This is a genomic window from Anaeromusa acidaminophila DSM 3853 (assembly GCF_000374545.1).
Taxonomy (GTDB): domain Bacteria; phylum Bacillota; class Negativicutes; order Anaeromusales; family Anaeromusaceae; genus Anaeromusa; species Anaeromusa acidaminophila.
In genome coordinates this window covers 15,144-28,066 of the sequence record NZ_KB894585.1, presented here as the reverse complement: position 1 = coordinate 28,066, position 12,923 = coordinate 15,144, and the positions used below count along the sequence as shown (strand labels likewise).

The 12,923-nt window shown below is 51.3% G+C and carries 10 protein-coding genes; all 10 read right to left on the bottom strand.

The window, feature by feature from the left end:
- Positions 1–13: 13 nt before the first annotated feature.
- Positions 14–2,059, bottom strand: coding sequence for an excinuclease ABC subunit UvrB (gene uvrB / locus C508_RS0103700; RefSeq protein ID WP_018702198.1), 2,046 nt, complete (start codon positions 2,057–2,059; stop codon positions 14–16).
- Positions 2,060–2,276: 217 nt separating this feature from the next.
- Positions 2,277–3,524, bottom strand: coding sequence for a PDZ domain-containing protein (locus C508_RS0103695; RefSeq protein ID WP_018702197.1), 1,248 nt, complete (start codon positions 3,522–3,524; stop codon positions 2,277–2,279).
- 133 nt (positions 3,525–3,657) lie between these two features.
- Complete coding sequence (locus tag C508_RS0103690) at positions 3,658–4,803, bottom strand: S41 family peptidase (RefSeq protein ID WP_018702196.1); 1,146 nt, start codon at positions 4,801–4,803, stop codon at positions 3,658–3,660.
- A gap of 72 nt (positions 4,804–4,875) precedes the next feature.
- Positions 4,876–5,991: a murein hydrolase activator EnvC family protein gene (locus C508_RS0103685; RefSeq protein ID WP_018702195.1), complete on the bottom strand. Its 1,116-nt coding sequence runs from the start codon at positions 5,989–5,991 to the stop codon at positions 4,876–4,878.
- A gap of 29 nt (positions 5,992–6,020) precedes the next feature.
- Positions 6,021–6,908: a permease-like cell division protein FtsX gene (gene ftsX / locus C508_RS0103680; protein WP_018702194.1), complete on the bottom strand. Its 888-nt coding sequence runs from the start codon at positions 6,906–6,908 to the stop codon at positions 6,021–6,023.
- Positions 6,898–7,584, bottom strand: coding sequence for a cell division ATP-binding protein FtsE (gene ftsE / locus C508_RS0103675; protein WP_018702193.1), 687 nt, complete (start codon positions 7,582–7,584; stop codon positions 6,898–6,900). The genes ftsX and ftsE overlap by 11 nt, the downstream gene beginning before the upstream one ends.
- 226 nt (positions 7,585–7,810) lie before the next feature.
- Positions 7,811–8,746, bottom strand: a complete 936-nt coding sequence (locus C508_RS0103670) for a transketolase family protein (RefSeq protein ID WP_018702192.1) — start codon at positions 8,744–8,746, stop codon at positions 7,811–7,813.
- Positions 8,747–8,760: 14 nt separating this feature from the next.
- Positions 8,761–9,609 carry a transketolase gene (locus C508_RS0103665; RefSeq protein ID WP_039796737.1) on the bottom strand — a complete coding sequence of 283 codons (849 nt, stop codon included), beginning with the start codon at positions 9,607–9,609 and terminating at the stop codon, positions 8,761–8,763.
- A gap of 73 nt (positions 9,610–9,682) precedes the next feature.
- Entirely contained in the window at positions 9,683–10,771 is a 1,089-nt protein-coding gene (csaB, locus tag C508_RS0103660) for a polysaccharide pyruvyl transferase CsaB (RefSeq protein ID WP_018702190.1), read from the bottom strand.
- Entirely contained in the window at positions 10,764–12,818 is a 2,055-nt protein-coding gene (locus C508_RS0103655; protein WP_018702189.1) for a DUF5693 family protein, read from the bottom strand. Before C508_RS0103655 ends, csaB begins: the two co-directional genes overlap by 8 nt.
- Positions 12,819–12,923 lie beyond the last annotated feature (105 nt).

Sequence of the window (12,923 nt, the reverse complement as noted above, 5' to 3'; positions counted from 1 at the left end):
ACAGAGATACGTTTTACTTCTTGCTTTTCTTCTTTCCCGGTTCGCCGAATTTTTCCCGCAGATCAAACAAAATATCCCTTAATTCCGCGGCCTTCTCAAACTCCAACGCCCGTGAAGCCTGCTGCATTTCTTTTTCCAAACGAACCATCATTTCCCGCGCTTCTTTGGCCTTCAGCTTCGCAAACGGCGTCGGCGCCGCATAGACAGCTCCGTCTTCGGCCACTTTCGTCGTTTCAATCAGATCTTTGATCTTCTTTTTAATTGTATGCGGTACAATGCCATATTCTTCGTTATAAGCAATTTGAATGGACCGACGCCGTTCCGTCTCGTCCAACGCGCGGCGCATCGAATCGGTCACTACGTCCGCATATAAAATAACAAGACCTTGAACGTTTCGCGCCGCCCGGCCAATGGTTTGCACCAAGGACGTTTCGGAACGCAAAAAACCTTCCTTGTCCGCATCCAATACCGCCACTAAGGAAACTTCCGGCAAATCAAGACCCTCTCGCAACAGATTAATGCCTACCAACACGTCAAAAACGCCAGCCCGCAAATCCCGCAGAATCTCAACCCGCTCAATAGTAGCAATGTCCGAATGCAAGTAGCGCACCTTTACGCCCACTTCCTTCAGATAGTCGGTAAGATGCTCCGCCATTTTCTTAGTCAGCGTCGTCACTAACACCCGTTCGTTGCGCGTTGCGCGCAGGCGGATCTCGCTCAACAAATCGTCCATCTGCCCGCTGATCGGGCGCACTTCGACAACCGGATCCGGTATACCCGTCGGGCGGATAACCTGCTGCACGACTCGCTGCGCCTCCCCCAGCTCATAGGAGGCAGGAGTTGCCGACACATAGATTGTCTGGTTCAAACGTTCTCGAAATTCATCAAAGGTTAACGGGCGATTGTCATAAGCCGAGGGCAGACGAAAACCGTTTTCCACCAAAGAAAGCTTGCGGGCGCGGTCGCCATTATACATGGCTCGCACTTGCGGCAACGTCACATGAGACTCGTCAATGACCAGCAAAAAGTCATCCGGGAAATAGTCCACTAGCGTGTATGGCGCATCCCCTGCCTGCCGTCCTGTTAAATGACGGGAATAATTTTCAATGCCGGAACAATATCCCATTTCCAGCATCATTTCCAAATCATAGCGAGTCCGCTGCTCCAAGCGCTGCGCTTCCAGTAGACGATCGTTCTCCCTAAAGTAAGCCAGTCTCTCCTTAAGCTCCGCTTCAATACGCTCTGTCGCCGCCAGCAGCGTCTCTCGGGACGTCACATAATGGGATGCCGGATAAATAGCTACATGGGTTCGTTCGCATAAAATCTCACCGGTCAGCACATCCAGCTCCTGCAGTCGCTCTATCTCGTCGCCAAACAATTCAATGCGCACCGCCCGTTCCGTATAACCTGCCGGAAAAATCTCGATAACATCGCCTCGCACCCGAAAATTACCTCGCTGAAAGGCAATGTCATTACGAGAATATTGCAGTTCCACCAGCTTGCGTAAAATGGTGTCACGTTCGCGCTGCTGCCCTTGTCGCAGCGACAATACCATGTTGCTGTACTCTTCCGGAGAGCCCAAACCATAAATACAGGAAACGCTGGCTACTACAATGACATCTCGCCGCTCAAAAAGCGCCATCGTTGCCGAATGGCGCAGTTTGTCAATTTCGTCGTTAATAGACGAATCTTTTTCAATATACGTATCTGTCTGCGCAATATACGCTTCCGGTTGATAATAATCATAATAGCTAACAAAATACTCGACTGCGTTGTCTGGAAAAAATTCCTTAAATTCGCTGGCTAACTGCGCCGCCAGCGTCTTATTGTGCGCCAGCACCAAGGTCGGACGCTGCACCTTTTCCACTAATTTCGCCACGGTATAGGTTTTACCGGTTCCTGTCGCCCCTAAGAGAACCTGCGCTTTTTCACCGGCTAAGATCCCTTCCGTCAAAGACTCAATTGCTGTCGGCTGATCCCCCGTAGGCTCAAAAGGAGCCACGACCCGAAACGGCCTGCTTTCTTCCAATTGCACCGTATTCAGCTTCGGTACCGCCATAGTATCGCCTCTTTTCAAAAATAAGAACCTGCATGCATTTATTATATTTTGGATTAATTCCTAATTAGTAATAATTATATCATATTGTTCATTTAAGAAAAACCATAATCAAAATAGAAGTAATTCGAAAACACACAGCTCTTCGCAAGATCAGTTTTCTCGAACATACATTCTTTTTTAATTATAGCACACCCTCACTTAAATGCAATGCTACAACTTATTCAAAAGGCTTGGCTTTTTTCCGTTTTTCCCACCAATCCTGCCAAGGAAAGCGCTCTTCTGTCAGTTCAGCGACATTGAGTTCTCCGCCTTCCGGTACAAGAATGACTCCTAATCGTCCATTTTCGGGCAATGGCAGTTCTTTTTGCATTTGTATGTCCGCCCTCCGCCAAAGCAACCGCACGGTACTGCCTGCCCGCAAGAGAGCTTCCCCTAGTTCCACGCCGCTGGAAATGTTCTCTCCGTCGACACTCAGTAAAACATCCCCAGATCGCAGTCCCGCCACTCGCGCCGGTGAGTCTAGCACGGTATCCAAGACCATGACGCCCCGCATCGGCGGAGCATAAAAAGGCTTACCGCGCGTTTCCCGCCGATTCCCCTTCATGATCAGCCATTCGTGTCCTACTGGCGCCAGCAATGCCGCTACTGGCTGCAGCCAATGCTGCCATGCTGATGCCACTGCCAGCACCAAAAGCAGCAAACTATACGCCAGCAGCTGCCATGCCGTACGCCAACGACGCCGAGCTGGCGGCTCCGTTACCGCCATATCCGAATAGCCTAAAGCAGCCACAACTGGCAGCAGACCATACATCCATCGCTGACCATCCGGCGTGTCCAAGCCCAACGGCAGCACAGGCCACCAAGGCACCCCCAAAGTCAGCCCCCGCACATCCCCTTCCGGTACGGCCACCGCCATCAACAATACCAACGGCAAAGGCCAAAAATTCTGCAACTGAAACGCGCCCACAACCTGGCCGTCACGGCGCCGCAAAAACGAAGGCAAATCTCCATAACGCCCGCTTAACACAATCAATACGCTCTCTACCACATGCAAAACCGCTACTAACGAAAGCAAATGCGGTACGTTAACCACCGGCCAGCCAAAAATCGCGCTGGACAAAGCCACAAGCCCGCCTGCATAAGCAAAGCAGATAAACCGCGCGCTCGCAATCATCAACAGCACCGCTAAAGGCCAAACATAGGCAAAACCCATGGCGTTAAAGGATACGCCCAGCAAAGCCAGCAAAGCGCCTCCCAAAAGCCCGCCTACAATACCATACAAAAACATATATCCCAAATGCTGCCGCATGGAAAAAGTCACAACCCCAAACATAGCTTTTTGCCTTTTGCGCGCCTGCCAGTACTGCCACGCCACTAGAAGCATAATCATCCAAAACATAGGGTCCAAGCAGACGCCAATTGTCTTGATCACAATAAACTCAAAAATAGTCAGCCAAGAACTCATTTTTTAGCCCTCCTTTACTGCTCAGATACTCTGCATCTGCTTATTACTCCTGCTTTTTTTTTGCAAAAATAGCGGCAAAGCTTAACGCTTGCCGCTATTTTAGGGAATACATGATTCGAAAACACGAAGATTACTATTTCTGCCTCAATACTTCCAGCGCCTTATCGAGCTGCGCATCAGAGCCGACTTCGCCGCGCCGTTCGCCATTGCCTTCCACCACAATATCCGGCTCAATGCCAACGCCGTTAATCGAACGCTCTGCAGGAGTATAATACTTGGCAATAGTCAATTTTATGGCTCCGTCGGAAAGACGGTAGATCGTCTGCACAGATCCTTTGCCAAACGTTTTTGTTCCTATCAAGGTACCGGCATGCGTATCTTGAACCGCGCCAGCGACAATCTCCGACGCACTGGCGCTGCCGCCATTTACCAAGACGGCCAAGGGGATTGGAGGTGTTTCTAAGTTCGAGTACCGGGTTTCCTTTTTGCCGCTGCGCGTCACCATAGAAACCACAGGCCCTTTGGGCACCAAGCGTCCGGCCACCTTAACCGATTCCTCCACAATGCCGCCAGGGTTATTCCGCAGATCTAAGACAAGGCGCTTCATGCCCTGTTCCTCAAGTTCTTGATATTTTTTTAAGAAATCAGCGCCAGTATGCTCATTAAAGGTAGTAATCCGAATATAGCCGGTTTGCTCATCCAGCATTTTTCCGCCTACCGTCTTGATGTCAATAATAGAGCGGGTTAAGGCAAAATCAAGAGCTTCTGCTTCGCCTCGTTCAACAGACAACGTTATTTGCGAGCCTTCGGGACCGCGAATCTTGCCCACCGCTTCATCTAAGGGCATATTCTTGGTTTCCACCCCATCAATTCGTACAATACGGTCTCCGCTTTTAATGCCGGCTTTTTCCCCTGGCGTGCCTTCAATCGGAGATACGACAATCAACTGCTTGTCCTTCATCCCTACTACAATGCCAACGCCGCCAAAAGCCCCGGAGGTCTCTACTTTGAATTCGTTGTACAGCTTTTCATCCATATAGATAGAGTGCGGATCCTCCAAGGAAGCGACCATGCCACGAATGGCCCCGCTCATCAGCTTTTGCGTATCAGTTCCTTCTACATACTGGGCTTGCACGGCTTTAAAAGCCCGAAAAAACCGCAGCGCCTGCAACCCATCTTCCGCCGAAAGACGGAAAATGTAAAATACTCCGCCCAAGGTGGCAAACATCGTAATGAGCACCAGTACTGCCGCACCCGCCCATAATTTCCCCCGCCTCAATGGCTACACCTCATTTTATTTAAAAAATACAATTGATCTACCACAATGTTCTTCTCGGATTCCCTATTCGCATCACAGATAGTTCAACGGATTAACCGGCGAACCATTTTGGCGCACCTCAAAATGAAGATGCGGCCCTGTGGAATATCCAGTAGAACCTACGCGGGAAATCAATTCGCCTTTACGCACGCTCTGTCCTTCGCTCACAAGAAGCGCCGAATTATGCGCATACAACGTCGTAATACCATTACCATGATCAATGATGACCGCTTTGCCATAGCCGCCCATCCAGCCGGCTTCAATCACAACGCCGCCATCAGCCGCCACTACCGGATCACCAGAATCAGCGCCGATATCAATGCCGCTATGGAAGCGGGACGTGCCAAAAATCGGATGCGTCCGCCAACCGAAGGGAGACGTAATTTCACCCGAAGTCGGCCAAGCCAGCGCCCCCGTAGCCTGAGCTACGCGTCCGCTGCTGGTACGACTCCGCAAACGCTGCTCAATGTCCTGCGACATCGCCATAAGCTCTTGATACGCCTGTTCCGCCGTATCCCGCTCGTTTACCGCCGAATCCAAGACTTTCTGCTTTTCCTGCTTGCGCGAAGCAATTTGCAGCCGTTTTTCCTCCGCCGCCGCTTGCAACTGCGAAATACGCTGATGATCTTGCTCCAGCTCCGCCCGCTTCTGCATTACCAAATCCCGCTCCGTGCGCACTTGCAGCATCAGCTCGCTGTCTTGCGAAAGAATGCGCCGCAACAGTTCCATACGCGTCGAAAAGTCGTTAAAATCATGCGCTCCCAAGAGAACGTCCAAATAGTTGATTTGGCCGTTTTCATAAATATCGCGCATGCGTTTATTCAAGATCACCACGCGTTTTGCTAGGCGCGCTTCCGTTTCAGCCAGCACCTTCTCATTCGTCTGAATCTGCTGTTTCGTTTGAGATAAAGCCGATGTAATGCCATTGTACTCTTCCATAGCCGTATCCAACTGCACCTGCACTTGTTTCAGCTGCGTCGATACACTGTCCACCTGCTGCTGCGCTTCCGAGGCGCGCTGACGCTGTTCGCGCATCTGCCGCTGCACGCTTTCCAAATCATCCTCCGAATACGCCCATACGGGTGTTAGAGACAAACCCAGTAAAGCTGCAGCCACCCCGGCCGCCGTCAGTTTACGCATTGTCAACATGACTACCTCCTGTATGTACAACAACCATGCTACACCTTCATAAACCGCCGCAACGATACGGCGCTGCCTAAGGCTCCTACCACCATGCCCACCATCAATAACAGCAAGCTAATCTGCAAAATAAAAGGATATTGCGGCAAAAGCGGTAAAAAAGCCAACGACTCGTAAATACGCTCCACCAGCAAGCCATACGTCTGTGACAAAATCAGCACCGACAAGAGCGCGCCGCCAATTCCCAACATAACTCCTTCGATCAAGAAAGGCCAGCGAATGAAGCTATCCGTAGCGCCAACATACTTCATAATGCCGATTTCCTTGCGCCGCGCAAATACCGTAAGGCGAATGGTATTGGCAATGATGAAAATAGCCGCCAACGCCAACAAGATAATCAAAATCAACCCAAAGGTTCGAATCAATTTTGTCAAAGCAAATAGCTGTTCAATGACTTCTTGACCGTATTTGGCATTCTCCACGCCTTTGATTTCCCCTATCGCCTTTGCTACCGCCTTCACCTGCTCCGGCTTATCCACTTTGACTTCAAAGGCATTGGGCAAAGGATTGGTTTCTCCTAAGGCGTTCAGGAGATTTTTTTGCTCGCCTAGGCGCTCTTGAAAGCGCTTCATCGCTTCAGCCTTTGTCACAAAAAGCACCTGGTTTACGCCCTGCATTTTAGTAATGCGCGTGCCAATCTCCCGATGCTCGTATTCCGATAAGCCATCCTGCAGATATACGGAAATCTGCACTTGCGACTCCAAGGCTGAAGCCAAGTGAGTCAGATTCAAAACCAAAATTAGGAACATCCCCAGAATAAATAGGGATAGAGCCATAGTACTCACTGACGCCACGCTCATCAAGCCGTTGCGCCGCATGGAAATAAACGCTTCCCTGACAAAATACTCGAAGGTACTAATCTTCATAACCGTATACCCCTTTGGCCTCGTCACGAACAATACTGCTGCGTTCAATGGCGATAACCCGCTTGCGCATGGTATCCACTACGGTCTTATCATGAGTCGCCATTACAATCGTCGTGCCATTTTTATTGATGCGTTCAAAAATTTTCATGATTTCCCAGGATGTTTCCGGGTCTAAATTCCCTGTCGGTTCGTCGGCAATGACTACCACCGGGTTGTTTACAATCGCTCTAGCAATAGCTACGCGCTGCTGCTCGCCGCCGGATAACTCTGTAGGAAAGTTGCGCGCCCGATAACGCAGCCCCACCAGTTCCAGCACATGGTTCACCCGTTTTTGAATTTCTCGGCGCGGCGCCTCGATAACCTGCATGGCAAACGCCACATTTTCATACACCGTCCGGTTCGGCAGCAACCGATAGTCCTGAAAAATAATACCCAGGCTACGCCTAAAATACGGCACTTCGCTGGATTTTAACGCCGTCACATTGCGGCCATTGACTACCAATTGCCCTTGGGTCGGCAGTTCCTCTCGGAAAATCATCTTCGTAAAGGTCGTTTTTCCCGCTCCGGAAGGACCTACAACAAAGACAAATTCCCCTTTTTGAATATCCACATTGATGTCGCGCAACGCTACGATGCCGCTGTCGTAAACCTTGCCGACGTTCTTCATATGAATCAACGACTGTTCCCCCTACTACTCCTAAAAACTCTAAACATAGTCATATTTGACGTCCTCTCGAAAAACACCTGCCTCGGACGGGGAAATATTTTGGGAACACGAATTATTTAAACAGGAGTAGAGTGAGTAAATGGAGGGTTCTCCCTATACTCTTGTTCAAAATCCGTTCCTAATACGTCAAAAAAGCAGGAAGGCCATTGGCCTCCCTGCCTCACTATAAGTCATTTTATTTCTTACGCGCCACAACGCGACGCGCCGCTTCAGCTACGTCCACTGCCGTCAAGCCGTATTTAGCCAACAGCTCTTTAGGCTTACCAGACTCGCCAAAGGTATCCTTAACGCCGACGCGCTCCATTGGGGCCGGAGCCTGTTCTGCCAATACTTCCGCCACCGCACTGCCCAGACCGCCGATAATGCTGTGCTCTTCGCAGGTCACAATAGCGCCGGTTTCCTTGGCGGCGCTTACAACGGCAGCCGCATCCAACGGTTTCACGCTGGCCATATTAATTACTCGCGCCTGAATGCCTTCCGTCGCCAGTGTCTTAGCCGCTTCCAACGCAGCCGTTACCATGACGCCGTTAGCAATCAGCGTCACATCATTTCCCTCTGTCAATAGGGCCGCCTTTGCCGGAGCAAAAACATAGCCTTCCGGACTAACCGCATCCACCGACATGCGTCCTAACCGAATATAGACAGGGCCCTGATATTCTGCAGCCCAAGCAATCGCCTGGCGAGTTTCTTCCTCATCCGCAGGAACCAGCACTGTCATGTTCGGCAGACTACGCATAAGGGACACGTCTTCAATCGCTTGGTGAGAAGCGCCGTCTTCCCCTACGGTTAAACCGGCATGCGTTGCCGCTACCTTGACGTTCAGTTTCGGATAGCAAACCGAATTGCGGATCTGCTCAAAAGCCCGTCCGGCTGCAAACATGGCAAAAGTAGAAACAAAAGGAACCTTGCCGCTGGCAGCTAAACCGGCAGCCGTTCCTACCAAATTCTGTTCGGCAATGCCGACATTGAAAAATCGCTGCGGATACGCTTTGGCAAAGACATTCGTTTTAGTAGACTTGGACAAATCTGCATCTAAAACAACAATCTGTTCGTTTTTGCCGCCAATTTCCTTCAGCGCTTCACCGTATGCTTCACGTGTTGCTTTACCCATTTTTTATCACCCCGTCAATCGTCTAATTCGCTTAAGAATGTGCGGCACTCTTCTACTGAAGGAGCCTTGCCATGCCAATCCACGGCATTTTCCATTTTGCTGACGCCCTTGCCCTTCACGGTGCGGGCAATAATGACCGACGGCTTTCCTTTCACCGTTTTGGCCACTTCCACTGCACGATACAAATCTTGCAAATCATGGCCGTCGGCTAGGATAACATTCCAGCCAAAGGCTTCGAATTTCTTATCAATCGGTAGCGGCGAAAGAACTTCAGCCACCGGACCGTCAATCTGCAGACCATTGAAGTCTACAAACGCGATCAAATTATCCAGCTTATAATGGGCCGCGAACATAGCCGCTTCCCAAACCATGCCTTCTTCCAGCTCGCCATCACCCAGCAATGCGTAAATCCGGCGAGCGCTGTTATCCAAACGAGCAGCCAAAGCCATCCCATTTGCGGCACTCAGTCCCTGTCCCAAAGAACCAGTGGACATTTCAACGCCTGGCAGGTCTTTGCGGCTAGGATGCCCCTGCAAACGCGAATTAATACGCCGCAATGACGGCAGCTCCCCTACCGGGAAAAAGCCTTTTTCCGCCAAAGTAGCGTACAATACCGGCGCAGCATGACCTTTAGACAAAACAAAACGATCCCGCTCTGCATCGCCTGCCTTAGCGGCATCGATATTCATCACTTTGAAATAGAGCAGCGTCAGAATCTCAGCTGCCGACAAAGAGCCGCCGGGATGACCCGATTGCGCCTCCGTCACCATTGAAACAATATGCCGACGAATCGCTTTGGCGCGTTGCGCCAATTCCGCCACTTCCTGGGCACTTAAGTTAGCCACTATTATTCTCCTCCTCATTTTCGGGAACTTTTTCTTACTTAAAAGCGTATGTTCCCTTGTGCAACTATGATTTTTATTTTTTCTCTCTATTTTACGATTTCTTATTCAACAAATCGATCGCCAGCTCTGCGGCCCGATAGGCTTTATCACGCAATTCTTTCATGCGCGGCAGCCACGGGCGCGCCGGATTCTGCAGCAAGGCCTGCACCGCTTCGGACAGTTCCTCCGCCTGCAGACTGCGCAGCGACCCAATGGGTTTTTCGCCCAGCATAGATAAGAAACGTTCAATCTTCGGATCATAGGAAATGCCGATTAACGGCACTTGCATAATTGCCGCAAAAATCAGCGCATGCAGCCGAATGCCTAAAAGAACATCTAAATTCCCCACCAGCGACAACAGTTCGCTCGTGGTATACGCGTCCTGGAGAACCACCGAATGCTGCTTCATGCGAGCCTGCACCTTGCGCGCCGCCTGTATATCTTCCGTGGACTGCATCGGCAAAAACACAATCCGGGCGCCGCAACTCTCCACCAGCCGATCTGCGGCTTGCGCCAGCGCGTCCTTATAGCCGTCCCAGCCCTGCCACTCGCGAATGGCCAAGCCCACTAACGGCGCTGTGCCCTCCAGACCATGGCGCTTCAAAATGCCACGCCCCAGTCCTTTGTCCACCGGATGCATCGCTAGTACCGGGTCCGCAGTCACTTCCTGCGGCGGCCTGCTAATATGCAGACGCCGCAATTCTTCCAGCGAACCTTCGTCACGCACCGTGATCAGAGCCGCGTCATTGCCTACATAGCGCATAACTCGCTGAGCCAAGGAACCGCAAACCGGCCCAATTCCTTGCGAATACAGCATAACCGGCGTTCCCATGCGCCTAGCCAGCCACATGACCCCCAAATAGTAATAGAGGCTCCGCTCGCTGGTCACGTCCTGAAGCAAACTGCCGCCGCCGCTAATAAGTAACTGCGAACGCTTCAAAAGACGCATCACCGCCGGCACATCCAGACGATGCACCGCCTGCACGCCATGGCGGCGGCGCGTATCATCCGGATTGCCGGAAATGACCGTAATGGTCACTTCCGGCGCCAGATCTCCAAGGACTTCAATCATCGCCGCCAGCATCGCCTCATCACCGGCGTTGGAAAAACCATAATAACCAGAAATGGCAATCTCACTCATCCCCTGCGGTTCTCCTTTCCAGCAGGTATGTGAGATACTGGGCAATCTGCAAAGCAACCACAGCCAACACGCCAAATACAATGCCCACAATCAGACCGTCAAAGGCCCGCACCGTCGACATCAAAACCGGCGTACGCAAATGAGCAAACGTCTCAACTAATGACCCCTGAGCGATTGTCGCTCCCAGTACCAAAACAAAATGCACCAGCCTTGGCCATTGACGATACCACGCCAGCATAGCCAGAAAAAAGGCCGGATGACCTATCATAAATTCTTTTTCCCGTGGTCGGGCGTACATCACTTGTTCCAAAAACGCCCGCAATTTTAGCTCGATGGCTGGAACTGGCACGCCTGCCGTATGGCCGGAACGCCCCACAAAAATCCAGGCTGCAACCGCAAGTAAGGCAACGCCCAAAAGCGTCTTCACATAGATTGGATAGTTCAGCATGCGTTTTAGCTGTGGCACTACGCCAAGCATCGGCTCCGGTCCAAACAGGTTATGACGCGCCAAATACGTAATGGAAACCAGGAGAAGCGGCGCTATAAAGGTCACCTTCACGCCACGGTAAATCTCCATTTCCAAGAAGAAACGCACATCGCCCAACAAACCGGCCACATACAAGCCGCCAACCAAGGAAAAGAGCACCATCAGCGTCAAGCTTACTGCTCCGTCCCCCAAAATCCGCGCCAAAGGCGCGCCTTTCTTCGGTGAGAGCCAGCGCCAGCGATCCAGCTGCCAGGTCATAGATAACGCTGGAATAATCACGGCGCTCGCTAAAGCCGCCACCTGCCGCGCCATCAAGCCGCCGCCTTTAAAAACAGGCACAATCAAAACAGCTGCAGTAATCACCAGCAGTATATACTGCAATAATGGCGAAAATGGCCGCACAAGAGACAAGAAAAGCACCCCTGCTGCTGCTGCGCCAAGCATAATTAACGCCAACACGTATGGTGAAGGCGTATATTCAGCAAACACGTCAGCGCGGCCAATCGCAAAGCCTTTTTCCACAATTCCATTGCGCGTAGCGCGCACATAATCCAAGTTTGTCTCTAACAACGTCTTCCCTGGATCGGTTTTGACAAATTTCCGCAACAAATTAATGCGGATATTACGTTCCTGATCTGTCACCGGCCAGCGATGCGCCGCTTCGGCCGGCTTAAGCTTCAGCATTTCGTCCTTGGCAATGGTGTACACCCTTGCCGCCCGATAGTTCACCAAAGCCGCTAAATCCAACAGACCGTCTTGCTTGACAAACTGCAGCTGCAACGGATGTTCGATCATCCCTAATGTCAGTTGACGCTCCCTCATCTTCTGCGCCGTCAAGGCCAGTTGGTTCGGATACCCCAGCGCCTCTTCCCCCACAAACATGAGCGTGCTTATCTGCTTTTGCACGCCCGCCCCGTCGATGCGGGCAAAAACTGCATCCACGTCCTCCGCCCTCACCAGCGTGTAGTTGCTGGGACGGACCACGACTAAAAAGCCTGCCTGCGCCACTTGACGCATCTCATCCGTCGGCAGACCTAAATTCCATTTAACAGCCTTTTCATAGTCAGCTTTTACCTGCAACACGGGCTGACCTTCCGCTACCGCAAGAACGCGTCCTGCTCCTAAACGACGCTCCAGGTCCGCTTTGACTTCGCCAAACACCGCTTCATCATGACCAATAATATAAATATCCTCCGCCACAATGCGCCCGTTTTCAACTAAGCGACGCCAAAAAGGATCCGACAGCGTTCCTGTACGATACTGGTGCAGCAAATGAGCCCCGGGCATGCTTGTCACCTGACCATTTTGATTCAACTTCTCCAACGTCCGCTCATACACAGCTAAGGACGTTACGCCCGCTTCGCGAAACTGCGCCAGCACGTCTTGCTCCGAACGCCCTTCGATCCGGGCCAATTCCGCCAGCTCTTCACGGTCATAAACCATTTCCACAGTATGATTGGCCGTCTCCGTCTGATGTCTCTGCCAACCTGCATACAAAGCGGCAATAAGCCCCAGCGCCATGCAGGCCAACAGCCAGCGGTTATAACGGAATTTCGTCAAAAACCTCTCCACCTTAACTTTGCTTTCTCTCAAGTACGACTACTTACGCCGTCCTGAGGCAACATTCCTTAATTCGCGCTAAAAGAAAAAACTCCTGCCAAAAGC

What these genes read in the sequence shown, in the direction of transcription:
- uvrB (WP_018702198.1), bottom strand. Translation starts at nt 2,059, where the DNA reads ATGGCGGTACCGAAGCTGAATACGGTGCAATTGGAAGAAAGCAGGCCG.
- C508_RS0103695 (WP_018702197.1), bottom strand. Translation starts at nt 3,524, where the DNA reads ATGAGTTCTTGGCTGACTATTTTTGAGTTTATTGTGATCAAGACAATT.
- csaB (WP_018702190.1), bottom strand. Translation starts at nt 10,771, where the DNA reads ATGAGTGAGATTGCCATTTCTGGTTATTATGGTTTTTCCAACGCCGGT.
- C508_RS0103670 (WP_018702192.1), bottom strand. Translation starts at nt 8,746, where the DNA reads ATGGGTAAAGCAACACGTGAAGCATACGGTGAAGCGCTGAAGGAAATT.
- ftsX (WP_018702194.1), bottom strand. Translation starts at nt 6,908, where the DNA reads ATGAAGATTAGTACCTTCGAGTATTTTGTCAGGGAAGCGTTTATTTCC.
- C508_RS0103665 (WP_039796737.1), bottom strand. Translation starts at nt 9,609, where the DNA reads ATGAGGAGGAGAATAATAGTGGCTAACTTAAGTGCCCAGGAAGTGGCG.
- C508_RS0103685 (WP_018702195.1), bottom strand. Translation starts at nt 5,991, where the DNA reads ATGTTGACAATGCGTAAACTGACGGCGGCCGGGGTGGCTGCAGCTTTA.